A 26,870-nucleotide genomic window follows, 5' to 3' on the forward strand; every position below is an offset into this window, starting at 1 on the left:
GTCGCGCCCGCGCTGCGGAGCCGCAAATGTCACAGCCCCGCGCCCCTTCGTAAGCGGGCCTGTGTTGGAGAGGTGCGGGGGGTCAAGCGCCGACCGGAACTGAAACCGGCGTCGGCGTCGGCAGCCGGGCGTAGTCGGTACCGGACGTCAGACCTCCGCAGGCGCCCGGATGCGTAGGGCCTCGAAAGCCGTGTGGACCCTGGTTCTCAGGGCGTCTATCGCTTGGCGTTGGGCGCGGTGGGCGGTGGTCGCCTGGGTGAGGGTGCGGTGGCGGAAGTGGATGGGCTGGCCGGGGCGGACCTGGCCCAGGGCGGACAGGCCGGTGGCGGTGACCACGGCGAGGACGGGGTAGCCGGCCGTGACGCCTCGGCCGCGGTGCAGGACGAGGAGTTCGTCGCCCGCGGGTACTTCTACGGCGCCGATGGGGACGCCGCGGGAGAGGACCTCGCCCTGGGTGACGCGGCGGGGTACTGCGCCCTGGAGGCGCAGGCCTATGTGGTTGCTTCGCGGGGTGACCGTGAAGGGGGCGTCGAACAGGCGCCGGCCCGTGTCGCCGAACTCGGCCCGGTCGGGGCCGTCGGTGACGTCGATGGTCCAGCTGGTGGGGAACGGGGGGACCGGCGCCTTCAGGCGGAACAGGGGGATGCGGGAGAAGGGGTGGTCGATGGGCGGGCAGGCCGTGCGCAGGGTGAGTTCGTCGCCGGCGCGGAGCGTGGGGCCGAAGCCCAGGATCGTGTCGGGGGCGCAGCTGCCCTGGAGGTAGTCGGCCTCGAACGAGCCGAGTACCGCCAGGTAGACGCGGAGGCCGCGGTGGATGCCGGTGATCCTGACGGTTTCGCCGGCGCGTACCGGGACCGGTTCCCACTGTGGGCGTACGACCCCTTCGACGGTGACCTCGGCGGGGGCGCCTGTCACCGCGATGAGGATGTCGCCGGAGGGGACGCACGCGAAGTCCAGGGCGGTGATCTCCAGCAGCGGAGCGCGGTCGTGGTTGCCGCACAGGACGTTGGCGACGCGTGCCGAGTGCTGGTCGGCGGCTCCGTTGACGGGCAGGCCGTAGCGGGAGCGGCCGACGCGGCCGAGGTCCTGGACGGTGACGATGCCGGCGGTACGGATGGTGAGGGTGTCAGCCATGGCGGACCTCCCGACCCATCAGGTCTGCCGGGTCCGTACAGTCCGCGAGGCTCAAGTCGGCGTACTCGTCCCACTGTTGGGGTTCGATGGGGCGGAAGCGGAAGGTGTCGCCGGGGCGGTACGCGGTGATCGGGTCGCTGTGCAGGTCGAGGACGCGTACCGGGGTGCGGCCGAGCAGTGGCCAGCCGCCTGGTGAGGGCATCGGGCAGATGACCGCCTGTCGTCCGGCTACCGCGACCGAGCCCGCGTCGACCCGGGTGCGGGGGGAGGCGAGGCGCGGTACCGGTTTCGGGAAGGGCGGGCCGTCCGTCATCGGCGCTCCGGCGGGTGCGCCGAGGCAGCGCACGGTGAGGTCGGAACCGGAGTGCAGGGCGATGATCTCGCCCTCGGTCAGGCCGAGTTGGGCGGCGACCTCGGGGAGGTCGGGGCCGTGCTCGCCGCCGTAGACGACGGGGACGACGAAGCGGCGCGGGGGTGTGCTGGGCGCGGGGTGCGGGCCGAGGCGGGCCGCTTCGTGGGCCAGGACGCGGCGGACGGTGTCGTGGTCGGTGGCGGCGCAGTCGAACTCGACGAGCAGGGCGTCGTAGGTGGGCACCACGTCGTGGACGCCGGTGAGTTGGACTTCGTTCAGGGCGTCGGCGAGGGCGTGGACGAGTCGCCAGGCGGGTTCGGCGTCCAGCCCTACGGCCTTGGCGACCAGGGCCGAGTCACCGCAGTCCGCGATGGTCACGTTGGCGTTGGCCTTGCCGTAACTGCCTTGTGCAGTGGGCCCGTTCATGATCGGGCCGTCCGCGAGAGCGCTGTTCATGTCGGTCACCCCTTGCCGCTCAGGACTTTGTCGAGGGAGGTGATCTCGACGCCGGCGGCGAGGAGTTGCTCGCGGATGCGGCCGGCCAGCGCGATGGCGCCGGGGCTGTCCCCGTGCAACAGGACGGTGTCGCAGGCGACTTGGACGTCCGTGCCGTCGACGCTGCGGATGACGCCCTCGGTGACCATGCGCAGGGTGCGCCGGGCGACCTCGTCGGGGTCGTGGATCACGGCGCCGGGCTCGGAGCGGGGCACGAGCGTCCCGTCGGCGCGGTACGCGCGGTCCGCGATGCCGACGATGCCCACGCGCAGGCCACGGGCGCGGGCCGCGTCGGCCAGTTCGCCGTCCTGCGCGAGGACGATCAGCGACTCGTCCAGGGCGGCCACGGCGTCCACGACGGCTCGGGCGTAGTCGGCGCGGACGGCGACGAGGTTGCCGAGGCGGCCGTGCGGGGCGACGTGGTGCACGCGGGTGCCGTGGGCGACGGCGAAGGCCTGGAGGGCGCCGATCTGGTAGAGCACGTCCGTGCGGACCTCGTCCGGCGTGAGGTCCATCGCGCGGCGGCCGAAGCCGACCAGGTCGGGAAAGCTGGGGTGGGCGCCCACGGCGACCTGCTTCTCCACGCACGTCCGCACGGTCGCGTCCATGATGCGGGGATCGCCGGCGTGGAATCCGCAGGCCACGTTGGCGGACGTCAGCAACTCCAGAAGGGCCGCGTCGTCGCCCATCGTGTAGGCGCCGAATCCCTCGCCGAGATCGGCGACGAGATCAACCATGGGAGTCATGACGTCCTCCGGGAGGGAATGCCGGAAAGGGGGAATTCCGGGGCGGGGAATTCTGGATGACAGTTGCCAGCACGTCTTCGTGACACCGGGAACGGAGAATGTTCCGGGGCGGGTGTTCCTGTCTGGATGTTCCGCTCAACTTATTCCGCCGGTCGCGTGATCGCCAATATCCGTTCGGTCTGGCGTTATCGCGAACCGTTATGACTCCCCTCACACCCTCCACTCACCGGGGCTGTGATTCGGGGTGATCCCTCCCTACGATGAGGCTTCGCTCCATCTGGAAGGCCCCGCGCATGGACACCAGGCGTCTCTACTCGTTCATCAAGATCATCGACGCGGGGAGCATCACGCGCGCGGCCGACATCCTGCACATCGCCCAGCCGGCCCTGAGCCAGCAACTGTCCGCCCTGGAGGCACAGTTCGGACAGCAGCTGCTGATCCGCAGCAAGCGCGGGGTCGCCCCGACCGAGGCGGGCCGGGCCCTGTACCTGCACGCCCAGCTCATCCTCCGCCAGGTGGACCTCGCGCAGGCCGCCGTCGACGTCTCCGGCCGGGCGCCGGCCGGCAGCGTCTCGGTGGGCCTCGCTCCATACAGCCTGGGCGCGGCCCTCGCGCTGCCCCTCCTGAAGAGCGTCCGCGAGCGCTACCCGGACATCCTGCTGCACATCAACGAGAACTTCGGCGGTGTGATCAGCGAGGCGATCATGACGGGCCGCATGGACATGGCCTTCATCTACGGCGCCGGGCCGCTGCGGGGTGTCCAGTTCGAGCCCGTCCGTACGGAGGACCTGTATCTGATCGGCGCGCCCGGTGACACGGCGCCGTCGGGGAAGGGCGAGGTGAAGCTGGGGGAGCTCGCGAACCTGCCCCTGCTGCTCCCCAGCCGTATCCACACGATCCGGCAGGTCGTGGACGCCGCCTTCCAGCAGGCCTCGCTCCGGCTGAACGTGGTGGGCGAGGTCGAGTCCGCGCTGACCCTCGTCAACGCCGTGGACGCGGGCATCGGCGCGACGGTCCTGCCGTGGTCGGCGGCCCGGGCCATCCTCGACGTCCGCGAGCTGTCCGTGCGGCGGATCGTGGAGCCCGTCATCACGGTCAAACTGTCCGTGGTGACCTCGGACAACCAGCCGCTCTCGGAGCCCGCGCTGGCCGTGCACGATCTGTTCCTTGAACTGATCGACACCGACAAGAATAAGGACGACCAATAGCGTCACACAAAACCGCTATTTGTTTCCGGTGACCGCCGAGGCTAGCGTTTTCCGAATAATCCGCCCGGCCGGTAATGCATGGCTGCACATGGCTCGTCACTGGAGAAGAACATGAAGAACCGTGTCCTCGTCACCCGTGAAAACCTGCCCGGCGAAGGCCTGGAACGCCTGTCCGAGAGCGTGGAGTTGGTGGCCTGGCCCGGTGCCGGCAAGCCCGATCCCGCCGACCTCGCCGCCATCGCCCGCGGCGTGAGCGGTGTGCTGGCCCTCGGCAACGACCCGGTGGACGCCGCCCTGATGGACGCGGCTGGCCCCTCGCTGCGTGTCGTCGCGCTGGCCAGCATGGGCTTCGACAACGTCGACCGCGCCGCCGCAGCCGAGCGCGGCATCGTCGTCACGCACACGCCCCGCGTGCTCGCGGAGACCACCGCCGACCTCACCTTCGCGCTGATCCTCGCCGCCCGCCGCCGTATCGGCGCGGCGTCCGCGAGCCTGGCGGACGGCTCCTGGGGACTGTTCCGGATGCACGACTATCTCGGCCTGGACGTCCACGGAGCCACCCTCGGCCTGGTCGGCTACGGCCAGATCGGCCGCGCGGTGGCCCGCCGCGCCCACGGTTTCGGGATGCGCGTGATCCACCACGACCCGTACGCGCCCGACGACGACCTGTCGACCTCGGTGGGCCTGCCCGCGCTGCTGGCCGACGCCGACGTGGTGTCCCTGCACGTGCCGCTCACCGACGAGACCCGCCATCTGATCTCGGCCCGCGAACTGGCCGCGATGAAGCCCACGGCCACACTGGTCAGCACCTCGCGCGGCGGAGTCGTGGATGAAGAGGCCTTGTTGGACGCCGTCCGTGAAGGGCGGCTGCACTCCGCCGGGCTCGACGTCTTCGAACGGGAACCGATGGGAACGGAGTTGTCCCCGCTGGTGGCCGAGCCGAACATCGTCACGCTGCCGCACATCGGGTCGGCGACCGAGGCGACCCGGGCCGCGATGGTCGACCTGGCGGTGGACAACATCCTGGACGTGCTGGCCGAACGGCCCGCCCGTACGCCCCTGCCCGGCAGTTCGGCGGTCGCGGGCACGCCCGTCGGCAACTGACCGCTCACCCCGCCTGGGTGCTGGTGAGACCGGCCCACTGCAACAGGAACCGCAGCGCCTCCTGCGAGGGCGAGTCCGGTGGCGCCGTGTACGCGACGAGGAACTGCTCCGGGTGCGTGTCGACGGTGAACTGCTGGACGTCCAGGGTGAGTTCACCGGCGACCGGATGGACGTACGTCTTGGTGAGTTGCCGCGGTCCCCGTACCTGATGTTCGGCCCACCACATGCGGAAGTCCGGGTCGCGCGCGCCGAGTTCACCGATCAGGGCGTCCAGCGCGGGCTCGTGCGGAGTGCGGCCCGCCTCCATGCGCAGGACGGCGACGCACTCACGGGCGGCCCGGGGCCAGTCCGCGTACAGCGCGCGGAAGTCGGCGTCGAGGAAGGTGAGCCGGATCAGGTTGCGCTCGGCCGGGGGCAGGGCGCCGAAGTCGGCGAGCAGGGCGGTGGCCGCGCGGTTCCACGCGAGGACGTCCATGCCGCGGTGCAGCACCATCGCGGGGACGTCGTGCATGGTGTCCAGCAACTGCCGTAGCCGCGGGGCGACTTCGGAACGTACGGGCGGCCGGCCGGAGCCTCCCGGCGCGACCTCGGCCAGCGTGAAGAGGTAGGCGCGCTCGTCCGCGGCGAGGTGCAGCGCGTCGGCCAGTGCGTCCAGGACGGCGCGGGAGCCCCTGCGGGTGCGGCCCTGTTCCAGGCGGACGATGTAGTCGACGCTCACGTGCGCGAGATACGCCAGTTCCTCCCTGCGCAGCCCGGGGACGCGCCGCAGCCGGCCGTCGTCGGGGAAGCCCGCCCGCTGCGGGTCGCGGTCCGCGCGGCGGGCGCGCAGGAAGTCGCCCAGTTCGTTGCCGGAGGGGCCGGCGGGGCCAGAGGGGGGCGCCGCTTCACGGTCTGCCATGTCTCCAGTGTCCTCGGGTCGGCGGGGGCGTGCCTGGTACAGAACCGCATAGGCAGAGCCGTCCCTGGTGGCGCGGGGCGGGGTGGCGTGACGGTGGGGGCATGGCCGTACACCGGCCTCCCTCTCCTCACCTCCGACTGGAGTGCACCCCATGCGTACCGATGTCACCTTCCTCAGCGCCGGCCTGAAGCTCGCCGGTCATCTCTACACCCCGGACTGGGAGACGCCGGGGGTGCCGCGTCCCGCGATCGTGGTCGGGCATCCCGGCACCGGGGTGAAGGAACAGGCCTCCGGTCTGTACGCCCGCCGGCTGGCCGAGCGCGGGTTCGTCACGCTCGCCTTCGACGCCGCCCACCAGGGTGAGAGCGAGGGCGAGCCGCGCGCTCTGGAGGATCCGGGGCAGCGGGTCGAGGACCTCAAGGCCGCTGTCTCCTTCCTCGGCACCCTCGACGGGGTCGACCCCGGCCGCATCGGGGCGCTCGGCATCTGTGCCTCCGGCGGGTACGCCCTGGCGGCGACCGCGACCGACCCGCGCATCCGGGCCGTGGGCGCGGTCAGCGCCGTAGACATGTCACGGCAGTTCCGGCTCGGTGCGGACGGCGCGCAGGACCCGGCCGTCGTGGCAGGCATGCTGGCCGCCGCCTCCGCGGCCCGTACCGCCGAGGCCGGTGGCGCGGACGTCCAGCGTTTCCCGGTCTTCCCCGCCACCGAGGAGGAGGCGCGCGCGGGCGGCCCACATGTCTACGAGGGCTGGGAGTACTACCGCACTCCGCGCGCCCAGCACCCCCGCTCGGCCAAGGCGCTGACCTGGACGAGCGTGGACCGCATCGCCGCCTTCGACACGTTCGCGTCCGTCGCGCTGATCGCGCCGCGGCCGCTGCTGCTGATCGTCGGGCGTGCCGCGGTGACGTCCTGGATGAGCGTGGAGGCGTTCCAAAAGGTGTACGGGCCAAAGGAGTTGGCGTGGATCGAGGGCGCTTCGCACGTCGATCTCTATGACAAGGACGCGTACGTCACGCCCGCCGTGGAGAAGCTGGACGGCTTCTTCGCCGCTCACCTGGCGGCGTGATCCAACAGACAGGAAAAACTGCACAAGTAACTTGGCAAAGTTACTTGTGCAGTTTTACGTTGGGGGCATGACCACGAACCCCGGGCCGCAGCAGTACGTCGCGGCCGCGCAGCGGCTGAACGACGCGATCACCCGGCTGCGCGCACGGCTGCGGGCGGAATCGGGGCAGCATGCGACCGGTCTGACCCTCACGCAGCTCGGCGTGCTGGCGAGCGTCGTGCGGGAGGGGCCCGTCACCGCGGCGCGGCTGGCCGCGCTGGAGCGGGTCAGCGCGCAGTCCATCGCGCAGAGCCTGGCGGTGCTCAAGGCCGCCGGACTGGTCCGCGGCGAGCCCGACGCGCGGGACGGCCGCAAGAAGCTGATGAGCGCCGACCCGTCCGCGACCGAACTGGTCGAGAAGCTGCTCGCGGGGCGCGCCACCTTCCTGGCGCGGGCCATCGACCAGTTGATCGCCCCGGACGAGCGCGAGGACGTAGAGAAGGCCATCGAGTTGCTGGAACGCCTCGCCACGACCGAGCTGCACGACGGCGGCATATGAGGACCGGCACCGCCCCTGTGAGGACCGGCACCGCCCTTATGGGGACCGGCATATGAGGACCGGCACCGGTAAGGCCGCCGGCCCGGCGCGTGGTCTCTCGCGCAGGCCCTTCGCCTGGACCTTCACGACCCCGCTCTATGTGGGCGCCGGGCTCAACCCGGTCAACAGTTCCATCATCGCGACCGCGCTGGTGCCGATCGCCACCGAGCTGCATGTCGCGGTCGGCAGCACCGCCGTACTCGTCTCCTCGCTCTATCTGGCCAGCGCCGTGGCGCAGCCCACCGCGGGCAAGCTCGCGGAGGTGCTCGGCGCGCGCCGGGTCTTCCTCTCCGGCATCGTGCTGGTGCTGCTCGGCGGTGTCGTCGGCGGCCTCGGCCAGAACCTGGCGATGCTGACCGTGGCCCGGGTCCTGGTCGGCATCGGCACCTCGGCCGCGTTCCCCTGCGCGATGGTGCTGATCCGGCGCCGCGCCCAGGACGCCGGGCTGGACGCCCCGCCGGGCGGAGTGCTCGGTGGGATCGCGATCGCGGGCATGGCCACCGCCGCCGTGGGCCCGCCGATCGGCGGACTGCTGGTGGGCGCCGCGGGCTGGCGCTGGGCGTTCCTGATCAACATCCCGGTGACCCTGGTCGCGATGGTGATGGCCGTGCGCTGGCTGCCCGAGGACCTGGCGCTGGAGCGCGGGGACAACGGTTTCCGCAGGGTCGCCGACCGGATCGACCTGCCCGGCATCCTCGGTTTCGCCGTGTCGATGAGCGCGCTGGTCATCTTCCTGACGGGACTCCCCCGCCTCGGGTGGACCGCGCTCGCCGTCTTCGTCCTGGCCGCCGTGCCCACGGTCCGGTGGGAGCTGCGCAGGCCGGGACCGTTCTTCGACTTCCGCGGGCTCGCCGCCAACGGCGCCCTCACCCGGACCTATCTGCGCCAGGCGCTCTCCCTGCTCGGCACGTACACCCTGATGTACGGCGTGACGCAGTGGATGGAGGCCGCGCACGGCTTCTCCACCGTGACGGCGGGACTCCTGCTGCTGCCGATGGGCGCCGTCTCCGCGCTCCTCTCGCACCCGCTCGCCCGCCGCAACCTGATCCGCGGCCCGCTGGTCGTCTCGGCGGTGTCCATGCTGATCGGCTCGGCCGGGATCATGCTGCTCACCTCGCACAGCCCGGCGATCGCGATCGTGCTGGTGTCCCTGGTCTTCGGCGTCGCCTCGGCGACCACGACCGTCGGCAACCAGACTGCCCTCTACCTGGAGGCGCCGCCGGACCGGATAGGCACCGCCTCCGGGCTGTTCCGGACCTTCGGCTACCTCGGCACGATCACCTCCGCCGTGATCGGCGGCATCGTCTTCCGCGCCGGCGTGAGCGACCACGGCCTGCACATCCTCGGCCTCGTCCTGGTCGGCGCGGGCCTCACGGTCCTCCTCCTGACCGTCCTGGACCGCCGCCTGATGGGCCGCGGCACCAAGACCACCTGACCCCCGGCAAGAACCCCACCAAGGAGAACCCCGCGTGAGCACCCCCTCCCTCCCCACGATCACCCCCGAGCGCACCGCCCTGCTGGTCATGGACTTCCAGAACGGGATCGTCCCCATCGCCCCCGACTCCGACGCCCTCGTCGAGCGGGTCAAGGACACCATCGCGTACGTCCGTGCCGCCGGCGGCGCCATCGGCTACGTCCGCGTCGCCTTCACCGAGGACGACTGGGCGGCGGTCCCCGAGACCAACAAGTCCTTCAGCGCGGTCGCCGCGGCGAAGATGCTGCACCACGAGGACGACGCCACCCGGATCGACGCGCGGATCACGCCGGAGGACGGCGACATCGTCGTCCGCAAGATCCGCTACGGCTCGGGCTCGACCACCGATCTCCACGAGCAGTTGAGCGACCGCGGCATCGACACCCTGGTGCTCGCCGGCATCAGCACCAGCGGGGTCGTCCTGTCCACCGTCATCGACGCCGCCGACCGCGACTACCGTGTCTTCGTCCTGTCCGACGGCGTCGCCGACCCCGACGCCGACACCCACCGGGTGCTGGTCGAGAAGGTGTTCCCGTCCCGGGCCCACGTCATCGACACCACCGGTCTACGGCAGCTGCTGCGCTCCGCCTGACAACGCGCTCACGCCGGTGCCCCGGGGAAGACCACCCGCAGCTTCTGCACCCGTCCGCCGCGCCGGAACATCAGCCAGGCCAGGGTGGGCGGGCAGGGGTTCAGGACGCCGGCCGGGGTGACGGCGTCCATCTCCCAGATGGCGATGTCGCGGCTGGCCACGACATGGCGCAGGCGCTGGGTCACTCCTTTGTCCCGGGTGCTCCGCATCGCCGGGAAGGGGTGGCGGCGTCCGCCGTCCTTGTTGAGGACACCGACCAGTTCGGTCTCCGCCGGCCACAACTCCAGGATCTCCGAGGGCAGTTGGCCGCGCATGGCGCCGTCCAGCGTGACCTCGGCCTCCTGCCGGCTGTCCTCGATGAGCGCGGAGGCGTCGTCGTGGCCGCCGGCCGCGGTCGAGAGCAGCACCTTGGCCATCTTCGCCCGGGCCTGGTTGAGCCGGCTGCGCACGGTGCCGACCGGTACCTCGCAGGCCTCGGCGATCTCCTGGTACGAGGTGATCCCGCTGAAGTGCCGCAGCATCAGCACCAGCCGCTGCTGCTGCGGCAGTTCCTCCACCGCGTCCCAGATCCAGTCCCGCATCGCGTGCTGCTCAATGAACCGCTCCGGGTGCGAGGGCTCGTCGTCCCGCACCCGCAACTGCTCCAGCCCGTCGAGTCCGGGCAGCTCCCGGACGGACCGCAACCGCATCCGGGCGGCGTTGCGCACGATCGCCCGCAACCACGCCCCGACGGCCGCGGGTTCCCGTACGTCACCGATGCGCCGCAGCGCGGTCAGCGCGGCGTCCTGCACCGCGTCCTCGGCATCGGGGCCGTAGCCGAGCAGGCTCAACGCGACCGCGCGCATGGGTGCCTGATGGCGCGTCAGCAGCATCCCCAGGGCGCCGGACTCGCCGGCCTGGGCCCTGAGGGTGAGTTCCTCATCCGTGGGGTGGTCGAGGGACACCATGAAGCCTCCATGCGCACACATCACAAGCCCCGGGCCGCTACGGAGAGTTGGGCTCGCGCTCCGCGGACCCCACTTCTCCCACCCGCCGATGAACAGGAGATGGACCCCACGTGTCGGACCGAGGGGCCCCTTGTCGAGGAAGATACGCCGCTACGGCTCCTCGTCGGGCCCCCTCGACCGGATCGGTCAACTCGCCCCTGCATCAGGCCTGTTCGGCGGGTCAGGCCTGTTCGGCGGGCTCGGGCAGCCAGCTGCCGTGGAACCCGGACGGGACCGGGTACGGCAGTTCCACGATCGCCTGCACGGAGAGGTCACCGGCGTCGAGGACGAGCAGCTCGCCCGCCGCGCCGTCGTCGTCCGAGACGAGCGACAGGAGCCAGCCCGCGTCCTCGTCGGTGCCGTCGGACGCCGGTACGAAGACGGCCTCGCCGGAGTAGCGGCTGCCGGGCGTCTTGTGGACGTCACCGGTCTGGCGCTCCAGGTCGTGCTTGGCGATGCCGTCGCCGTTGACCGTGTAGAGGTAGCGGTTCCGCCGTCCGGTGAGGGTCTCGTTGTGGGTGGGGAACTCGGCCTCGCGGTCGTCCAGTTGGGACTCGAAGACCCGGCCGGCCACCGGGTCCAGGATCCACCGGTACAGGACGGAGGGGGCCTGGGTGTGCCCCGGTTCGCGCACCCCGACCTGGCCGTTCGGCACACTCGGCGCGCTCGGACCGGTGGGTCCGCCGATGTCGCCCCAGACCTTCCGGAAACCGGCGTCGTCGTAGCGCACCGCGTCCAGCACCACACGCCCCTGCGCGTCCTCATAGGCGTTGCCCACATGGAAGACGTAGCAGGGATCGACGTCGAACCACTGCACATCGGTGGACCCGTGCTCACGGGACATGATCCCGATCCGCGCGCCGTACGCGTCGGCCCACCGGTACGGCATTCCGCCGCGGCCGGCCAGGGTGTGGTCGAAGACGACGGGCAGGTCCATCCACACGATGTGGTTCTCGGTGATGGCGAAGTCGTGCATCATCGTCGGCCCCGGCACGTCGATCGGCCGGCTGTCGAGCAACTCGCCCTCCGGGGTGACCCGGTGGTAGGTGAGGTAGGGCGGCGCGAACCCGGTCCCGAACAGGTGCAGTTCACCGGTGACCGGGTCCTCCTTGGGGTGCGCGGTCATCGCGGTGGTCAGCTTCCCGCCGAAGTCGTACGGGCCGACGGTTTCCAGTTCCGGGGTGACCCAGTAGGGCAGGCCCACCTCGCACAGGGCGAGGACGGTGTCGGCGTGCCGGATCACATGGGTGTTGGCGGGCACCGCGGCGAGGTCGACGCTGAAGTCCTCGCGGACGAAGGGGTGCCCCTCCAACTCCCTCGTCCTGACCCACCTGTTGCGGTACCACTCGGCACGGCCGCCGCGCAGCCGGACGCCGTGCAGCATGCCGGGACCGGTGAACCAGTGGCCCCGGTCCTCGCCGGGCAGCGGGTTGGGGCCGTTGCGCAGATAGCGGCCGTCCAGGTCGGGCGGCAGGGTGCCCCGCACGGTGAGTTCGGCGGCGGTGTACTCCTCGGGGACCGGCGCGAAGCGGCCCTGGAGGTAGAGGGGAACGGGTGTCTCGTTCGTCATGCTGTTTTCCTTCAAGAGGTCATAGGGGTAGGGCGAGTTGGACGCGCCGGAGGTCGGACGGGCCGGGCAGGTCGGACGGGCCGGGCAGGTCGGACGGGCCGGCGAGGCCGTCGTACGCGCGAACTGCCGTTGTCCCGGCCGGAGTCGGGCGCGGCGGCGGACACCGATGGCGCGTGTCCGCCGCCGCGCTGGTGGCGGCCGTGCTGAGCGCCGCGGCCGTCACGGCTGTCGGCGGAGAAGGCTCACGCGGTGGTGCCGGACGCCGCCCTCTTGATGAACGCGGCGACCTCGGCGGGCTTGGACACGTACACGGCGTGGCTGCCGCCGGTCTCGGCCACGGTCGCTCCGGCCCGCTCGGCCATGAGGCGCTGGGCGGGCGGCGGGATCATGCGGTCGTCGGTGGCGACGAGGTAGAAGCTCGGCCTGGTCTGCCAGGCGGGCTCGGTGACCGCGCCCGCCAACGCCTCCACGCCCCACGGCACTTGGGAGTCCGCGAGGAACTGGGCGTCGGCGGCGGGCAGATCACCGGCGAAGGACGCGGCGAACTTCTCCCGGTCGAGGAAGAGGAACCCGTCGACGGGCGGCAGGATCGGCGGGACGGGTGCGCCGGGCGGCGGGTCGGCGATGAGGGTGTTCACCGACTCACCCTTGTCGGGCGCGAACGCCGCGATGTACACGAGCGCCGACACGTTCTCGTGGGTGCCGGCCTCGGAGATCACCGCGCCGCCGTAGGAGTGTCCGACGAGTACGGTCGGGCCGTCCTGGGCGTCGAGGACCCGTTTGGTCGTGGCGACGTCGCCCTCGAGCGACAGTGTGGGGTTCTGGACGACGCTCACGTGGTGGCCGTCGGCGCGGAGCGCGTCGTAGACGCCCCGCCAGCCCGATCCGTCGACGAATCCGCCGTGCACGAGAACGATGTTCTTTGCGATGCTCACGATGCGCCAACTCCTTTGTGGGGTGAGTGCTTTGGTGCCGATGTGGGGTGCGTGCTCCGGTGCCGGGAGGTCAGGGAAGTCGCGGGACGGGTACGGCCGTCACTGGACGGCCCGCACCGACGGCTGGGTCTCCCCGGGTGCCTGCGCCAGGGCCATGAGGCGCGCCTGGACACGGGCGGGATAGACCTTCGTGTAGACGGCGGGGGCGACCAGTCCGACGACGTGGGCGGTGATGCCCACCCAGGCCGGGGCGTCCACCGCGCCCGCGACGGCCAGGCTGACGGCGATGAAGGTGAAGCCGGCTCCCCAGGCGCTGGTGATGTAGTTGTTGACCTGGAGGAACCCCGGCGTGTCCCAGTACTCGCGGGGGGTCTGCCGCTTGGCGATCCCCAGCGTGAAGGGGCTCCAGACCACCAGGCTCCCCCACGCGGTGGCGGCCAGCCAGACGAACGAGATGACGTCGGTGTGGCCGGCCAGCGAGGAGTCCGGCCGGGCGACGGAGACGGCGCCGATCACGACGAAGTACGCGAGGGTGCTGATCTCCAGGACCAGCGCGTCGAAGCCGATCCCGCGCCGACGGTCGTTCAGCATCATCAGCAGCCCCGTGACGAGACCGCCGAGCGCGCCCCAGCGCCAGTCGAAGGACGAGAGGACGCCGGCGACGATCCAGGGGGCGAATCCGGGCAGATAAGCCAACATTGGTTGTTTCCTCGGTGGAGGGTAGTGGACGCCGACTAGATGCACGGCGGCCCACGGAGTTCGAACCTTGCAATGTGACGCTCGTCACGCGGCCGGTGCACGCTCGCCACCATTAAGCGGATGAATCTATCCGCTTAATGTAGGGTGGTGAGCATGACCTGTCGAGAGGAGGTCCGATGTCACGCAAGATCTGGCTGCCGCTGGGAGCCGCCGTCCTGGTGCTGAACGCGGTGCAGTGGGTGGTGTCCGAGGCGGTCGCCGCGGGCGCCTGGACCACCCCGGCCTACAGCTACGCCACGAACTACATCAGCGACCTGGGCGTCACGGGCTGCGGCACGAAGTTCCAGGGCCGCACCATCTGTTCGCCGGATCACACGCTGATGAACACGTCGTTCGTCGTCCAGGGCATCCTGTTCGCCGCCGGGGTGATCCTGCTGGCGGTCCCCCTGCTCACGGGCCGCGCGCGCCGCGTCGTGATCGCCCTCGCGGGCGCGCACACGGTGGGCTTCCTGCTGATCGGCGTGTTCCACGGCTCCGCGAACGGCCCGGGCTACGGCCTGGCGCTGCACGTCGGGGGCGCGTCGGTCGCCATCCTGTGCGCGAACACGATCGTGATCATGGCGGGCTCGCTGCGGAGCCTCCAACTGCCGTACGCGTACCGCGTGTTCAGCGTCGCGGTCGGCACGCTGGGCCTGCTGAGCGAGGCGGGCGTGGGCGTCTCGACGAGCACCGCCGGCATCTTCGAGCGGGGCGGTGTCTATTCGTGGCTGCTGTGGAGCGTCGTGACGGGCGTGTCCCTCCTGGTCAGCCAGGTGCGCCGGCCCGCCGGGGCGAAGATGCCGGAGAATGTCCCGGCGTGACCTCCGATACGCACCGCCCGCTGCGAGCGGACGCGGAACGAAACCGCCGCCTGATCATGACGACGGCCGACCGCCTGTTCGCCCGGCGGGGGGCCACGGTCCCCCTCAACGAGATCGCCCGCGAGGCGGGTATCGGCGTAGGCACGGTCTACCGCCGCTTCCCGGACCTCCAGTCCCTGGTGGACGCCCTGTTCACGGAGCGCTTCGCGGTGTTCCTGGACCTGGCGGCCACAGCCGCGGAACTGCCGGACCCGGCCCAGGCGCTACGGCACTACCTGCTGGCGGCGGCACGGTGGCGGTCCGAGGACCGCGCCCTGGAGGTCATCCTGGCCAACGCGAGCGTCGACACGGGCCCCGTCGCCCGCACCCGCGACCAACTGGGCCGCCTCGTGGACGGCCTCGCGGAACGAGCGGTGCGTGCGGGCGCGGTCCGCGAGGACTTCGCCAGCGCCGACGTGTATGCCTTCCTCTACATGATCGGCGCGGTCGCCGACCGCACGCACGACGTCGCCCCGGACGCCTGGCGCCGGTACGCGGAGGTGCTGATGGTGGGGTTCGGCCTGGCGGGGGCGACCGTGGACCGTACGTCGGCGTTGACGGACGAGCAGTTGCTGGACAGCTGGCCGAAGCCGTTGGGCGGGCAGGGGTAGCGCACCGGGGAAGCCTCCGTCGAGCGTCCGTGGCAGCCGGTGCGGGGACGCCCACGTGCGCGGGACGGACGACATCACGTGGCGGGGCAGGGCGGGGCGAAGTCCGCCGTAGGGAAGTACCGTGCCCATTCGGGCCTGGTGATGCGTGGGTACGCGCTGGCGCAGACCCGGGCGGCGACGCTGTCCAGGCGGGTGTCCCACAGCCGGACGGTGAAGTCGTTGCCCCCGGTGGCCAGGGTGTCGCCGTGCGGGCCGAACGCCACGGCCGGTACCTGACTCGCGTGGCCGGTGAGGACGGTGGGCGCGGCCGTACCCCGCACGTCCCACAGCAGGATCTTGCCGTCCGCTGCGCCGACCGCCAGTCGACGGCCGTCCGCGGAGAAGGCCAGCGCGTAGAGCCAGGAGCCGGACGCCCGCAGCCGCCGTACCGCCTTGCGCGGGCGGCCGTTGTCGCCGACGTCGATCAGCCAGACCGTCCGGTCCGGCCGGTGGACCGCGGCCAGGCTCCGGTCGTCGGGGCTGAACATGCCGTCGGTCAGCGGGGCGGAACGGTACGGGGACGGAAGTTCGCGGGGGCTGCGCGGCTCGCCGATGTCCCAGAACCGCAGCGACCCGGACTCCCCCGTGCTCGTCACCAGCGTGCGGCCGTCGGGCCGGAACGACATCATCGTGACGCCCGGCCCGCCCCGGACGATCCGGCTCAGGGGCCGGGGATCGCGCGGATCGGTCAAGTCCCATAGCCCGGCGCCTTGTTGTGCCCACACGGCCAGCACATGGCCGTCGGGCCCGAACCCGGCGCCGGCGACCTCACCGGCGTGGCACGGGAGGATCGACGTGAGCCGCGGTCTTCGCGGTTCGGTCACGTCCCAGACGCGTACGGTCGTGTCCTCGGCGGCGGTGACGAGGGTGCGCCCGTCCGGACTGAAGGCCACGGAGCGGACGAACCCGGTGTGCCCGCGCAGGACCGCCAGCGGCCACAGGGCCCGGCCGCCGGTGACCTGCCACAGCCGTGCGGTGCCGTCCCAGCTGCCGCTGGCGAGTACGCGGCCGCCAGGTGCGAACGCGACGGACGTGACCACGTCGTCGTGGGTCCCCAGCGACAGGTCCCGCCGGTCCAGCAGCCGGTCGGAGTCGGCGAGCACGCGGCCGTCCGGGCTGAACGCGGCCTGGTAGGCCCCGCCGGGAACCGTGCTGACGTGCCTGGGGTGTGCCGGGTCGGTGATGTCCCAGAAGAGGGTGGAGCCGCCGATCGAGGCGAGTGTCCGGCCGTCGGGGTCGAACGCCACCGACCAGACGATCGCGGGATGGCCGAGCAGGACGGCCGGTGGTGGTGTCCGCCGGCCGCTGCCCAGGCGCCAGACCCGTGCGGTGTGATCCCAGCTGCCGGTCGCCACGGTCCGGCCGTCCGGAGCGAACGCCACCGAGGTCACCGTGTCGGTGTGTCCGCGCAGCACGTCGAGCCGGCGGGGACGCGCGGGCTCGGTGACGTCCCACAGCCGGGCGGTGGTGTCGCCGGTGGTCGCCAGGGTGTGGCCGTCCGGGCTGAACGCCGCCGAAGTGACCGCGGCGGTATGGCCGTTGAGAGTGGCCAGCCGCCGCGGATGCCGGGGATCCGTCACGTTCCACAGCCGCGTCGTGCCGTCGGTGTGACCAGTGGCGACGACGTCCCCGTCGGGCCGGAACGCCACCCATGTCGGCGCGGCCCGCTGTTCCGGCAGGGTGCTCAGCTCGACGGGCGCCCGCCGGTCCACCACGTCCCACAGCCGCACCGCCCCCTCGCTCGCCGCCGCCAGGACGCGACCGCCCTGCCCGAACGCGACCGACCACAGCCTCAAGGGCTCGTGCAGGACCGCCAGTTGGACGGGACGGTGGGCGTTGCCGACGTCCCACAGGCGGACCGTGCGGTCCCAACTCGCCGTCGCCAGAACCGTGCCGCGCGGAGCGAAGGAGATCGAGACCACGTCGGAGGTGTGCCCGGTGAGCCGGCTCGTGTACGGCGTCGCGCCGCTGCTCATGAGCTGATCGCGGACATCGGCCGTGGGCGCCAGCCGGTACGCGGCGAGGTTCAGCTGCGCGGCGAGCGCGGGGTCGTGCCGCCGTACCTCGGCCGCGTCCGTGGCGGCCTTCCGTGCGACGGCCACATTGCGCTGCTGGACGGCCGAGTTGCGCGAGCCGACGGCCAGTACGCCCGCGCCGACCGCGGTGACCATCAGGACGGTGAGCAGCGTCACGAGCTGCCGCAGGCGGACGGTCCGTCGTCTGACCGCCGCCGTCTCGCCGGCCTGCGCGTCCCTGCTCGCGGCGAGGAAGCTCCGTTCCCTGGACGTCAGCCGGTCGCCGTCCGCGGCGGCCAGGTCCAGTGCCGCGGCGAGGCGGGCCCCTCGCCACACGGCGTGCGGGTCGCGGCCCTGCGCCTCCCAGCCGGCGGTCGCGTCGGTCAGCTGCCGGTGCAGGAGCAGCCGCTCCCGGTCCTCGGTCAGCCAGCCGCGCAGCCTCGGCCAGCACCGGATGATCGCCTCGTGGGTGATCTCCACACAGCTCTCGTCCAGCGTCACCAGCCGTTGCCTGGCGAGGGATTCGAGGACGAAGGCGGTGTCGGGGCCCGGGTCCAGCTCGTCCGGGGTGATGCGGCGTCGGGTGTCCTCGGTGCCGTCGCCGAGGGCCGTCAGCCGCAGGAACAGCGATCTGGCGATGGTCTGCTGCACCGGGGACAAGGCCCGGTAGGCGGTCTCGGCGGTCCGCGCGAGCGCGTGCTGGATGCCACCGGCCGCCAGGTACCCGTCCAGGGTCAGACGGTTGCCGCTGCGGCGGCGCCAGGTCTCCACCATCGCGTGCGAGACCAGCGGCAACGCGCCTGGCTGGCCGGTGGCGTCCGCGACCACCGCCGCCAGCAGCGGGCCGGTCACCGTGCAGCCGGCGAGCCCGGCCGGCCGGGTGATCGCCTCGCGCAGTTCCTGGCTGCTCATCGGGCCGACGGCGAGCTGCGCGTCGCGCATCGCCTCGACCAGCCGGGGATCCTGGACGCAGTGGCCGTAGAAATCGGCGCGCACGCCGAGCACCACCCGGGTCCGGCTGGTCCTCGCGGTGGTGGCGGCGGTCAACAGGCCGATGAACGCGTCCCGTTCGGCCCGGTCCCGGCAGAGGGTGAAGACCTCCTCGAACTGGTCGGCCACGATCAGGGTGTCGACGTCCGGCGCACGGTCGGGCGTGGCCTGCCGGATCCGCAGGTGCAGCGCCTCGGGGTCGGCGCGCAGCTCGGTCAGCAGCGCGCCGGGGGCCTCTCCCGTCAGCGCGGCCAGTCGGACCGCGAGCTCTTCCACCGGATGGGGGCCCGGCGTGAGGAGCATCGCCTGCCACCCCGCTGCCCGCGCCCGGGCGACGAGCCCCGCCCGCAGCAGCGAGGACTTCCCCGATCCGGACGGCCCGAAGACCGCCAGGAACCGGCGGTCGCGCACGCGCGCGAGCACCTCGTCGGTCAGCCGCTCCCGCCCGAAGAACCGGTCGGCGTCCTCCGGCTGGAACGCCGACAGCCCCGCGTACGGCGTGCTCTTCCCGCTGGATTCCCCGGGCCCCTCACCCTGCGCGTCGGCGGCGAGCTCGGCGGCGACCGCGTGCCAGCGGGACTCCCATACGCGGCGGTCGCCCTGGCGTGCCTCGACATAGGCGAGCGTGACGCTGAGGCTCGGAAACGCGCGTCCGCCCGCGGCGTCGGACAGTGTCGTGGACGAGTAGTGCGCCCTCTTGGCCATCGTCCGGTAGGGCGGCCGTCCCGCCGCCTCGCGCAGCTTCCGCAGGTCGGCCGCGAAGCGCGTCAGCGGACCGGTGTCCAGGTCAAGCGGCCGTTCGGCGCGTGGCATGCCCTTCCTCCCCCGTGCCTCTCGGCAGCCGTACCGCCCGGTGGTTGTCCGGCGGTTGATGTCCGGCGGCGCCGGCCCGGCGCCGGACAACGCCCGGCCGGTAGCCATGGGGCAGCGCAACCGCGCACCGGCTCTGTGGTGGGACGACATGAAGGCTGCGAAACGACTGGTGCCGCTGCTGGCGGCGATCGGGCTCGCGCTCGGCGGTGCCGTGACGGCACCGCCGGCACACGCCGCGGCACCGCTGCTCAAGTCCGACCTGAACGGGAGGTGCGCCGACATCTTCATGTTCCACAACGAGAACGGCGCCTCCACCGTGACGTGGGACTGCACCGGCAACACCAACCAGCAGTGGAGCTGGGACGGCGAGCAGATCCGTTCGGGCATGAACGGGAAGTGTCTGGAGATCTACGCGTTCAATCCCGGTGACCAGGGATCGGTGAGCACGTGGGACTGCACCGGCGGCACCAACCAGAAGTGGTACCGCGACGGCGGCGCGATCCGCAGCCGGATGAACGGCAAGTGCCTCGACATCCTGGCCGGCCGGCCTGAGAACGGCCAGCTCCTGGTGAGCTGGAGCTGCAACGGAGCGAGGAGTCAGAGCTGGGACTTCTGAACCGCGGCCCGGCCCGGCACACGATGTGCCGGGCCGGGCCGCGGTCACGCACGCGCGTGGATCGCGCACCACGGCCCGACGAGCCAACCCCCACCTCCACGACTGCCCCCGGACGGAAGGACGTCCGACTGGGACGAGACTCGCGCACCGCGGCCGACGGCCGGGACGGAACGGCCCGCCGTCACCCGGACGGGGCACCGGGCCCTGTCACACCAGACGCCGGATCTCCCCGCGCACCCGGTAGAAGCCACCCGAGGTGGAATGCAACGCGTCCACGACATAACGCGCGCCGGGCTCACGTATCGCACGCGGGAACTGGACGTTCCACCCCCGCTCATAACCCTCGGAGACCACGTGCACCCGCACCCGGCCTCCCTGCTCGAAGCACTCCACGACGACTCCGCTTCCCGCCGCCGGCACAACACTGACCGTGGCGACGGAGGCGGCGGTGGTCAGCGGCGCGTACGTCGGCAGAGCGGCCGCCAGCTTGACATCCGCGGCGACCGGCACGGTGCCGGACTGAGCGGCGGTGATCGCGGCCTCGCTCGCGTCGATGCAGGCGAGCGAGCCGTCCGTGGAGACGATGTACAGCCGCTCGTCGTGGTACTGCATCGACAGCGCCGAACCGCCCCCCGTGCCGAGCTTCCACAACCGGGTGCCCTCGGCGGTGAAGCAGTAGACGGACGAGGCCGAGTCACCCGCGAAGACGTACCGACCGCCGGGAGACGTGGCGCACGAGTACACCGCGGCGTCGCACTGGTAGGAGGCCTCGATCGCCCCGGAGGACTTCGCGAGCCGCTGGACGACCCGCCGTCCCGTCCCCGCGTAGACCGCGTCCTGCTCCTGCCAGCCGAAGAGCACATTGCCGTTGGTCGCGGTGTGCCACAACTGCCTGGCGCCGTCCGCCGCGTACGCCGTCACGCCCTGGCTGTGCCCGTGGTAGACGGTGTGGTCGTCGGCCCGCACCATCCAGGCGTTGTCCCCCGCCGAGTTGCGCGACCACTGGAGCTCGTCCTCGTGGTCGATGACCGTCAGACCACCGTTGCGGTCGGAGACGTCCAGCACTCCCGCGTGGATGTCCAGCCAGAAGATGTCCACCTCGGCCGCGATGTCGTAGGCCGCGAACGGCACCTTCGACGACAGGTCGTACACCCGGCCGTCGTCACAGCCCGCGTAGATCCAGAAGTCGTCCGCCACCAGGCACTTCACACCGTCCGGCAGCGAGTAGTGCGCCAGCACCTCACCGTCGTGGCTCAGGTTGTAGACGTTGCCGTGCTGGTTGCCCACCCAGCAGCGGTCCTCGTCCACATGGATGCCGAACGCCGAGGCACCCGTACGGAACCGCCACAGCACCGGAGCCGTCGACCGCGCCGTCGACGGAGCGGACGTCACCTGACGACGCGTCACCGCGCGGGCCGCCCGCTGCCCCTGAACAGCGGGCGCGTACCCCTTGCGCACCTTCTCGGCTATCTTCTTCGCCGCCGCGGTCTTCGCCTTCTCGTCGGTCGGGAAGGTCGTGATCTGGCGCTGCCCGTCCACCCCGATCCGCCCGTACCGCACGGAGACGGTGGTCCCCTCGACAGTCACCTCGTAGAACTTGTGCGCACCGCCGCTCTCCTGAGACAGCTCCAGATACGTCGTGTTCCCCGACTGTCGTGTCTGCGCAGCGGACACAGCACACCCCTCCCCAAGACCCCATCGGCCGGCCCGGCCGATCTCCAGTGATTCCAAAGTAGTGGTCACCACTGACATCGAGGTCTCCGGGCACCGCGCGCAGCCCGCGCGCAGCACCAAGCGGCAGATCAGGCGGTCTTGGCGACCGGCTCAAGGATCGCGACGCACTCAACGTGGTGCGTCATCGGGAACAGATCGAACGCCCGCAACGTCCGCACCTTGTACCCACCGTCCCGGAAGTACGCCAGGTCCCGGGCCAACGCCGCCGGGTCGCAAGCCACATACGCGATCTTCCGCGCCCCGAGGGACGACAGGTGCTCGACGGTCTTCTTGCCGGCCCCGGCCCGCGGCGGGTCGAGGACGATCAGGTCGACCTCGCTGATCCCCGTACGCGGAAGCACGCTCTCGACCTTGCCCTGCTCGATCCGCACCCGCTCGAACCCGGCGAGGTTGTGCCGCGCGTCCTCGACCGCGCGCTTGCCGGACTCGATGCCGAGGACCGCGCCCTTGTCGCCGAGGCGGTCGGCCAGCGCGCCGGCGAAGAGGCCGACGCCGCAGTACAGGTCGAGGGCCATGTCGCCCTTGCGCGGCAGCAGGCCCTGCATGACCGCCTTGACGAGGGTGTCCGCGGCCATCGGGTGGACCTGCCAGAAGCCGCCGCTGCCGACGCGGTACGTACGGCCGTCGGCCCGCTCGCGCACGAACGCGCGGCCGTGGACGCGGTGGATGCCGCCATCGTGCTCCTCGACGCGCATGACGGAGACGGGGCGTTCCAGTTCGACCAGGGGGAGGCGGGCGCCGGGGCGGGGCTCCAGGATGACCATGCGGTCCTGGGAACCCGTCGCCGCGATCGCGTCGACCGAGGCCATGCCCGACCAGTCGCGCTCCTCGATGCCCAGCTCGCTGACGCCCGGCGCCGCGATCAGGCAGTGCTCGACCGGCTCGACCTCGTGCGAACGGTGCTTGCGCAGACCGGCGTTGCCGTCGACGTCCACCGCGTACTGCACGCGCGTGCGCCACCGCGGCACCTGGCCCGCGGGCAGCTTGTCGCCCTCGGCCGGCATCACCGTGCCGTCCCAGCCGGCCTCCTCGGGCGTGAGCCCCGCGAGCCGCTGCAACTGCTCGGTGATGACCTCGCCCTTGAGGCGACGCTGGGCGCCCGGCTTGGCGTGCTGCCAGTCGCAGCCGCCGCAGCGGCCGGGACCGGCGTACGGACAGGGCGCCTCGACCCGGTCCTTGGACTCGTCCAGGATCGTCACCGCGTCGGCCCGCAGGAACCGCGCGCCCTCCTCGCCGTCGGTGACCCGTGCGACGACGCGCTCACCGGGCAGCGCGTGCCGGACGAACAGCACCTGCCCCTCGGACGTACGGGCGATGCAGTGCCCGCCATGGGCGACGGGGCCCACCTCGACCTCGTACTCCTCCCCCACCAGCGATTTCTTCGGTTCTGCCTGCATGGCGGGGTGACTCCACAACGTCAAAGGGGGGTACGGCCGGACAACAGCCCACCAGTCTACGTGGACCCCGCCCAGCCGCTCACCACGAAGCGGCCGGCCCTAGAGCTTGGTCGAGGACTCCCGGTGCCGCTCCTCCGCCGGACCTCGCCGCACCGCACCCGGCGCGCTCCACTCCTGCCGCTTCCGCGCCCGGTTCTTGGCCGCCTCGGAGGACTCCAGCTGGTACGGCACCGACGTCACCATCACGCCCGGCGTGAACAGCAGCCGGCCCTTCAGCCTCAACGCGCTCTGGTTGTGCAGCAGATGCTCGTACCAGTGACCGACGACGTACTCGGGGATGATCACGGACACCACGTCCCGCGGCGACTCCTTCCGCCGCCCCTTCACGTACTCGATGATCGGCCGCGTGATCTCCCGGTACGGCGAGTCCAGCACCTTCAGCGGTACGTCGATCCCGCGCCGCTCCCACTCCTCGCGCAGCGCCTTGGTCTCCGCCGGGTCGACGTTGACGCTGAGCGCCTCCAGGGTGTCCGAGCGCATCAACTTGGCGTAGGCCAGGGCCCGTAGCGCCGGGCGGTGGATCTTGGAGATGAGGACGACCGAGTGGACGCGGGACGGCCGGAGGCTGTCGTCGCTCGGGCCCTCGGGGGCCGCGATCTCCTCGGCGACCCGGTCGTAGTGCTTACGGATCGCGGTCATCGTCGCGTAGAAGATGCACATGCCGAGCAGTGCCACCCAGGCGCCGTGCGTGAACTTCGTGACCAGGACGACGACCAGCACCAGGCCGGTGAAGAACGCGCCGAACGTGTTGATCGCGCGCGAGCGGACCATGTGGCGGCGCTTGGCCTGGTCCTTCTCGGTGGCCAGGTGGCGGTTCCAGTGCCGGACCATGCCGGTCTGGCTGAGGGTGAAGGAGACGAACACACCCACGATGTACAGCTGGATCAGCCGGGTCGAGTCGGCGCCATAGATCGCCAGCAGCAGTGCGGCCGTGCCGGCGAGCAGCACGATGCCGTTGGAGAAGGCCAGGCGGTCGCCGCGGGTGTGCAGCTGGCGCGGGAGGTAGCGGTCCTGGGCGAGGATCGAGCCGAGCAGCGGGAAGCCGTTGTACGCCGTGTTGGCGGCCAGGAACAGGACCAGCGCGGTGGCCGCGGCCAGCACGACGAACAGGAAGCTGCCCTTGCCGAACACGGCCTCGGCGACCTGCGAGATCACCGGGTTCTGGACATAGCCGGAGCCGATCGCGACGCCGTTGTGCAGCAGGTCGCTGCCCGGGTTCTCGGCCATGCGGACCTTGGTCGTCATGGCGAGGGCGATGATCCCGCAGAACATCGTCACGGCCAGGATGCCCATCGCGGCGAGGGTGGTCGCCGCGTTCTTCGACTTGGGCTTGCGGAAGGCCGGGACGCCGTTGGAGATCGCCTCGACACCGGTGAGCGCGGCGCAGCCGGAGGAGAAGGCGCGCAGCATCAGGAAGACCAGGGCGAAGCCCGCCAGGCCCTGGTGTTCGGCCTTGATGTGGTACTGGGCGGTCGGCGCGCGCATGGTGTCACCGAGGACCAGTCCGCGGAAGGCGCCCCACGCGATCATGACGAAGACGCCCGCGACGAAGACGTACGTCGGGATCGCGAACAGCGAGCCGGACTCCTTCACCCCGCGCAGGTTCATCAGCGTGAGCAGCACCACGACGGCGATCGCGCAGAGCACCTTGTGCTCGACCACGAAGGGGACCGCGGAGCCGAGGTTCTCGATGCCGGAGGCGATCGACACGGCGACGGTGAGGACGTAGTCGACGAGCAGCGCGCTGGCGACGGTGAGGCCAGCCTTGGGGCCGAGGTTGGTGGTGGCCACCTCGTAGTCGCCGCCGCCGCTGGGGTAGGCGTGCACGTTCTGCCGGTAGGAGGCGACCACGGTGAACATCAGCACCACGACCGCGACCGCGATCCAGGGGCTGAAGTGGTACGCCGACACGCCCGCGATGGAGAGGACCAGCAGCACCTCGCCGGGCGCGTACGCCACGGAGGACAGCGGGTCGGAGGCGAAGACGGGAAGTGCGATGCGCTTCGGCAGGAGCGTTTCGCCCAACCGGTCGCTGCGCAGTGCGCGCCCGATGAGGATGCGCTTGGGCACGTCGGTCAGTTTGGACACAACAGAGGATCGTAGGCCTTCGAACAGGCGATCCTCTACTTTCCGCCGCGTTCCCCCCTGTCATCTGCCTCACGAGTGAAATAAGGGACGAGCGGAGCCGCGGATTCCGTCGGGACCGCCGACTCCGTGTCTATATGACAAAACCCCGCTCCCGCCGCCTCCTGGAGGTTCCATGCCCGCGACCGCAGAGCTGATCGGCGCCCTGGCCGCCCTCGTCGGCCTCGGAATCCTCACCCTGGCCAGCGTGCGCAGCATCGGCCGCCGCTGATGCACAGGGGTGCCGTGGATGGACCGGGCGTGTGTAGCTTGGGCCTCGGTCTGAGACCCTGATGGGGCTGAGCATTGATTTCAGGACACCGGAAGGACGGTCGTGCACATCGTCATCATGGGCTGCGGCAGAGTGGGTTCCGCTCTCGCCCAGACCCTGGAGCAACAGGGGCACACGGTCGCCGTGATCGACCAGGACCCCACCGCCTTCCGTCGGCTGGGCCCCGGATTCGGCGGCCGCCGGGTCACCGGGGTCGGCTTCGACCAGGACACGCTGCGCGAAGCGGGCATCGAGGAGGCGGGCGCGTTCGCGGCCGTCTCCAGCGGTGACAACTCGAACATCATCTCCGCGCGCGTGGCCCGCGAGATGTTCGGCGTGGAGAACGTCGCGGCCCGTATCTACGATCCCCGCCGCGCCGAGGTCTACCAGCGCCTGGGCATCCCCACCGTGGCCACGGTCCGCTGGACCGCCGACCAGATGCTGCGCCGGCTGCTGCCCTCGGGCGCGGAGCCGCTGTGGCGGGACCCCACCGGCGGCGTCCAGCTCGCCGAGGTGCATGCCTCGTCCGCCTGGGTCGGCCAGCGGATCAGCAAGCTGCAGGAGGAGACGGGCGTCCGCGTGGCGTTCCTCACCCGTCTCGGCGAGGCGATGCTGCCCTCTTCGCAGACCGTGTTGCAGGAGGGCGACCTCGTGCACGTGATGATGCGTACGGACGAGGTCGACAAGGTCGAGGCGGCGTTCGCCAAGGGTCCCGAAGAGGAGGGCGGTCACTGATGAGGGTCGCCATTGCCGGAGCCGGCGCGGTCGGACGTTCGATCGCCGGAGAGCTGCTGGAGAACGGTCACGAGATCCTTCTCATCGACAAGGCCCCGACCGCGATCTCGGTCGAGCGGGTCCCCCAGGCGGAGTGGCTGCTGGCCGACGCCTGCGAGATCACGTCCCTGGACGAGGCGGCGTTGCAGCGCTGCAACGTCGTGATCGCCGCGACGGGCGACGACAAGGTAAACCTCGTCGTCTCCCTCCTGGCCAAGACGGAGTACGGCGTCCCGCGCGTCGTCGCCCGCGTCAACAACCCGAAGAACGAGTGGCTCTTCAACGAGTCCTGGGGCGTCGACGTGGCCGTCTCCACCCCGCGTCTGATGTCGGCCCTGGTCGAAGAGGCGGTGTCGGTCGGCGACCTCGTCCGCCTCCTCCGCTTCAGCCACGGCGACGCCAACCTCGTCGAGTTGACCCTCCCCGAGGAGTCCGCCCTGGCGGGCACCCAGGTCGGTGACGTGGAGTGGCCCGAGGACACGTCCCTGGTCACAATCATCCGCGGCACTCGCGTGCTGACCCCGTCCCGGGAGGACTCCCTGGAGGCGGGCGACGAGCTGCTGTTCGTGGCGGCTCAGGCGCGCGAGGAGCAGCTGGAGGACCTGCTGTCGGTACGCCGGGAGGACGCGGCGAGCTGATTCGCCAGTCGGCTACGACGAGGAGGGGCGCCCTGAGATCTCAGGGCGCC

At 71.4% G+C, this 26,870-nt stretch carries 23 protein-coding genes; 11 read left to right on the forward strand and 12 right to left on the reverse strand.

From position 1 onward, the window contains the following. Nucleotides 1-147: 147 nt before the first annotated feature. From OG714_RS14495 to OG714_RS14505, 3 genes are read right to left on the reverse strand one after another with little or no spacing between them, the layout of a single operon-like run. Nucleotides 148-1,134, reverse strand: a complete 987-nt coding sequence (locus OG714_RS14495; RefSeq protein ID WP_406121160.1) for a biotin-dependent carboxyltransferase family protein — start codon at nucleotides 1,132-1,134, stop codon at nucleotides 148-150. Further along, complete coding sequence (locus tag OG714_RS14500; RefSeq protein WP_406121162.1) at nucleotides 1,127-1,942, reverse strand: allophanate hydrolase subunit 1; 816 nt, start codon at nucleotides 1,940-1,942, stop codon at nucleotides 1,127-1,129. The genes OG714_RS14495 and OG714_RS14500 overlap by 8 nt, the downstream gene beginning before the upstream one ends. 5 nt (nucleotides 1,943-1,947) lie before the next feature. Beyond that, the gene (locus OG714_RS14505) at nucleotides 1,948-2,727 is read right to left on the reverse strand and encodes a LamB/YcsF family protein (RefSeq protein ID WP_406121164.1); all 780 of its coding nucleotides are present in this window, start codon (nucleotides 2,725-2,727) and stop codon (nucleotides 1,948-1,950) included. A 293-nt stretch (nucleotides 2,728-3,020) separates the two neighbouring features. Between OG714_RS14505 and nac the strand changes: the two genes are divergently transcribed. Both nac and OG714_RS14515 read left to right on the forward strand, forming a co-directional pair. Further along, entirely contained in the window at nucleotides 3,021-3,935 is a 915-nt protein-coding gene (gene nac, locus OG714_RS14510; protein WP_406121166.1) for a nitrogen assimilation transcriptional regulator NAC, read from the forward strand. A gap of 111 nt (nucleotides 3,936-4,046) precedes the next feature. Next, on the forward strand, nucleotides 4,047-5,039 hold the full coding sequence (locus OG714_RS14515; protein ID WP_406121168.1) for a 2-hydroxyacid dehydrogenase: 993 nt from the start codon (nucleotides 4,047-4,049) through the stop codon (nucleotides 5,037-5,039). Nucleotides 5,040-5,043: 4 nt separating this feature from the next. Here the strand turns inward: OG714_RS14515 and OG714_RS14520 are convergent, their stop codons facing one another. After that, the gene (locus tag OG714_RS14520) at nucleotides 5,044-5,937 is read right to left on the reverse strand and encodes a helix-turn-helix domain-containing protein (RefSeq protein ID WP_406121170.1); all 894 of its coding nucleotides are present in this window, start codon (nucleotides 5,935-5,937) and stop codon (nucleotides 5,044-5,046) included. 151 nt (nucleotides 5,938-6,088) lie between these two features. Between OG714_RS14520 and OG714_RS14525 the strand changes: the two genes are divergently transcribed. The 4 genes from OG714_RS14525 to OG714_RS14540 all read left to right on the forward strand — a co-directional run bounded on the left by OG714_RS14525 (nucleotide 6,089) and on the right by OG714_RS14540 (nucleotide 9,649). After that, the gene (locus tag OG714_RS14525; RefSeq protein ID WP_406121172.1) at nucleotides 6,089-7,006 is read left to right on the forward strand and encodes an alpha/beta hydrolase; all 918 of its coding nucleotides are present in this window, start codon (nucleotides 6,089-6,091) and stop codon (nucleotides 7,004-7,006) included. 67 nt (nucleotides 7,007-7,073) lie between these two features. Next, nucleotides 7,074-7,544 carry a MarR family winged helix-turn-helix transcriptional regulator gene (locus tag OG714_RS14530; protein ID WP_406121174.1) on the forward strand — a complete coding sequence of 157 codons (471 nt, stop codon included), beginning with the start codon at nucleotides 7,074-7,076 and terminating at the stop codon, nucleotides 7,542-7,544. 52 nt (nucleotides 7,545-7,596) lie between these two features. After that, entirely contained in the window at nucleotides 7,597-9,018 is a 1,422-nt protein-coding gene (locus OG714_RS14535) for an MFS transporter (protein ID WP_406121176.1), read from the forward strand. Between the two features lie 34 nt (nucleotides 9,019-9,052). Next, entirely contained in the window at nucleotides 9,053-9,649 is a 597-nt protein-coding gene (locus tag OG714_RS14540; RefSeq protein WP_406121177.1) for a cysteine hydrolase family protein, read from the forward strand. Nucleotides 9,650-9,657: 8 nt separating this feature from the next. On the opposite strand, the gene OG714_RS14545 is transcribed toward OG714_RS14540, so the two are convergent. The 4 genes from OG714_RS14545 to OG714_RS14560 form a co-directional block, all read right to left on the reverse strand. After that, on the reverse strand, nucleotides 9,658-10,596 hold the full coding sequence (locus OG714_RS14545) for an RNA polymerase sigma factor (protein ID WP_406121179.1): 939 nt from the start codon (nucleotides 10,594-10,596) through the stop codon (nucleotides 9,658-9,660). 220 nt (nucleotides 10,597-10,816) lie between these two features. Continuing rightward, nucleotides 10,817-12,205, reverse strand: a complete 1,389-nt coding sequence (locus tag OG714_RS14550) for a carotenoid oxygenase family protein (protein ID WP_406121181.1) — start codon at nucleotides 12,203-12,205, stop codon at nucleotides 10,817-10,819. A 242-nt stretch (nucleotides 12,206-12,447) separates the two neighbouring features. Beyond that, on the reverse strand, nucleotides 12,448-13,140 hold the full coding sequence (locus tag OG714_RS14555; protein WP_406121182.1) for an alpha/beta fold hydrolase: 693 nt from the start codon (nucleotides 13,138-13,140) through the stop codon (nucleotides 12,448-12,450). Between the two features lie 99 nt (nucleotides 13,141-13,239). After that, on the reverse strand, nucleotides 13,240-13,839 hold the full coding sequence (locus OG714_RS14560) for a hypothetical protein (protein ID WP_406121184.1): 600 nt from the start codon (nucleotides 13,837-13,839) through the stop codon (nucleotides 13,240-13,242). 176 nt (nucleotides 13,840-14,015) lie between these two features. Here OG714_RS14560 and OG714_RS14565 point away from each other — a divergent pair, with 176 nt between their 5' ends. Beyond that, complete coding sequence (locus OG714_RS14565) at nucleotides 14,016-14,699, forward strand: DUF998 domain-containing protein (protein WP_406121185.1); 684 nt, start codon at nucleotides 14,016-14,018, stop codon at nucleotides 14,697-14,699. Then, nucleotides 14,696-15,349, forward strand: coding sequence for a TetR/AcrR family transcriptional regulator (locus OG714_RS14570; RefSeq protein ID WP_406121186.1), 654 nt, complete (start codon nucleotides 14,696-14,698; stop codon nucleotides 15,347-15,349). The genes OG714_RS14565 and OG714_RS14570 overlap by 4 nt, the downstream gene beginning before the upstream one ends. 74 nt (nucleotides 15,350-15,423) lie before the next feature. On the opposite strand, the gene OG714_RS14575 is transcribed toward OG714_RS14570, so the two are convergent. Next, a complete protein-coding gene (locus OG714_RS14575) occupies nucleotides 15,424-19,206 on the reverse strand; it encodes a hypothetical protein (protein ID WP_406121188.1) in 3,783 nt (1,260 codons plus the stop codon). 148 nt (nucleotides 19,207-19,354) lie between these two features. Here OG714_RS14575 and OG714_RS14580 point away from each other — a divergent pair, with 148 nt between their 5' ends. After that, nucleotides 19,355-19,822 carry an RICIN domain-containing protein gene (locus OG714_RS14580; protein ID WP_406121190.1) on the forward strand — a complete coding sequence of 156 codons (468 nt, stop codon included), beginning with the start codon at nucleotides 19,355-19,357 and terminating at the stop codon, nucleotides 19,820-19,822. A 207-nt stretch (nucleotides 19,823-20,029) separates the two neighbouring features. On the opposite strand, the gene OG714_RS14585 is transcribed toward OG714_RS14580, so the two are convergent. The 3 genes from OG714_RS14585 to OG714_RS14595 all read right to left on the reverse strand — a co-directional run bounded on the left by OG714_RS14585 (nucleotide 20,030) and on the right by OG714_RS14595 (nucleotide 25,101). Continuing rightward, complete coding sequence (locus OG714_RS14585; protein ID WP_406121192.1) at nucleotides 20,030-21,496, reverse strand: WGR domain-containing protein; 1,467 nt, start codon at nucleotides 21,494-21,496, stop codon at nucleotides 20,030-20,032. Between the two features lie 128 nt (nucleotides 21,497-21,624). Continuing rightward, nucleotides 21,625-22,953 (reverse strand): class I SAM-dependent RNA methyltransferase, encoded by a 1,329-nt coding sequence (locus OG714_RS14590; RefSeq protein ID WP_406121194.1) that lies wholly within the window; start codon nucleotides 22,951-22,953, stop codon nucleotides 21,625-21,627. A gap of 99 nt (nucleotides 22,954-23,052) precedes the next feature. Next, on the reverse strand, nucleotides 23,053-25,101 hold the full coding sequence (locus OG714_RS14595; protein WP_406121196.1) for an APC family permease: 2,049 nt from the start codon (nucleotides 25,099-25,101) through the stop codon (nucleotides 23,053-23,055). 370 nt (nucleotides 25,102-25,471) lie between these two features. Here OG714_RS14595 and OG714_RS14600 point away from each other — a divergent pair, with 370 nt between their 5' ends. Both OG714_RS14600 and OG714_RS14605 read left to right on the forward strand, forming a co-directional pair. After that, the gene (locus tag OG714_RS14600; protein WP_406121198.1) at nucleotides 25,472-26,143 is read left to right on the forward strand and encodes a potassium channel family protein; all 672 of its coding nucleotides are present in this window, start codon (nucleotides 25,472-25,474) and stop codon (nucleotides 26,141-26,143) included. After that, nucleotides 26,143-26,820, forward strand: a complete 678-nt coding sequence (locus OG714_RS14605; RefSeq protein ID WP_019061074.1) for a TrkA family potassium uptake protein — start codon at nucleotides 26,143-26,145, stop codon at nucleotides 26,818-26,820. The genes OG714_RS14600 and OG714_RS14605 overlap by 1 nt, the downstream gene beginning before the upstream one ends. Nucleotides 26,821-26,870: the final 50 nt, after the last annotated feature.

Source organism: Streptomyces sp. NBC_00989 (genome assembly GCF_045162655.1).
In the GTDB taxonomy this organism is placed as follows: Bacteria; Actinomycetota; Actinomycetes; order Streptomycetales; family Streptomycetaceae; genus Streptomyces.

What these genes read in the sequence shown, in the direction of transcription:
- OG714_RS14605 (WP_019061074.1), top strand. Translation starts at nt 26,143, where the DNA reads ATGAGGGTCGCCATTGCCGGAGCCGGCGCGGTCGGACGTTCGATCGCC.
- OG714_RS14575 (WP_406121188.1), bottom strand. Translation starts at nt 19,206, where the DNA reads ATGCCACGCGCCGAACGGCCGCTTGACCTGGACACCGGTCCGCTGACG.
- OG714_RS14525 (WP_406121172.1), top strand. Translation starts at nt 6,089, where the DNA reads ATGCGTACCGATGTCACCTTCCTCAGCGCCGGCCTGAAGCTCGCCGGT.
- OG714_RS14530 (WP_406121174.1), top strand. Translation starts at nt 7,074, where the DNA reads ATGACCACGAACCCCGGGCCGCAGCAGTACGTCGCGGCCGCGCAGCGG.
- OG714_RS14560 (WP_406121184.1), bottom strand. Translation starts at nt 13,839, where the DNA reads ATGTTGGCTTATCTGCCCGGATTCGCCCCCTGGATCGTCGCCGGCGTC.
- OG714_RS14565 (WP_406121185.1), top strand. Translation starts at nt 14,016, where the DNA reads ATGTCACGCAAGATCTGGCTGCCGCTGGGAGCCGCCGTCCTGGTGCTG.
- OG714_RS14515 (WP_406121168.1), top strand. Translation starts at nt 4,047, where the DNA reads ATGAAGAACCGTGTCCTCGTCACCCGTGAAAACCTGCCCGGCGAAGGC.
- OG714_RS14580 (WP_406121190.1), top strand. Translation starts at nt 19,355, where the DNA reads ATGAAGGCTGCGAAACGACTGGTGCCGCTGCTGGCGGCGATCGGGCTC.
- OG714_RS14545 (WP_406121179.1), bottom strand. Translation starts at nt 10,596, where the DNA reads ATGGTGTCCCTCGACCACCCCACGGATGAGGAACTCACCCTCAGGGCC.
- OG714_RS14500 (WP_406121162.1), bottom strand. Translation starts at nt 1,942, where the DNA reads ATGAACAGCGCTCTCGCGGACGGCCCGATCATGAACGGGCCCACTGCA.
- nac (WP_406121166.1), top strand. Translation starts at nt 3,021, where the DNA reads ATGGACACCAGGCGTCTCTACTCGTTCATCAAGATCATCGACGCGGGG.
- OG714_RS14495 (WP_406121160.1), bottom strand. Translation starts at nt 1,134, where the DNA reads ATGGCTGACACCCTCACCATCCGTACCGCCGGCATCGTCACCGTCCAG.
- OG714_RS14520 (WP_406121170.1), bottom strand. Translation starts at nt 5,937, where the DNA reads ATGGCAGACCGTGAAGCGGCGCCCCCCTCTGGCCCCGCCGGCCCCTCC.
- OG714_RS14535 (WP_406121176.1), top strand. Translation starts at nt 7,597, where the DNA reads ATGAGGACCGGCACCGGTAAGGCCGCCGGCCCGGCGCGTGGTCTCTCG.
- OG714_RS14550 (WP_406121181.1), bottom strand. Translation starts at nt 12,205, where the DNA reads ATGACGAACGAGACACCCGTTCCCCTCTACCTCCAGGGCCGCTTCGCG.
- OG714_RS14505 (WP_406121164.1), bottom strand. Translation starts at nt 2,727, where the DNA reads ATGACTCCCATGGTTGATCTCGTCGCCGATCTCGGCGAGGGATTCGGC.
- OG714_RS14590 (WP_406121194.1), bottom strand. Translation starts at nt 22,953, where the DNA reads ATGCAGGCAGAACCGAAGAAATCGCTGGTGGGGGAGGAGTACGAGGTC.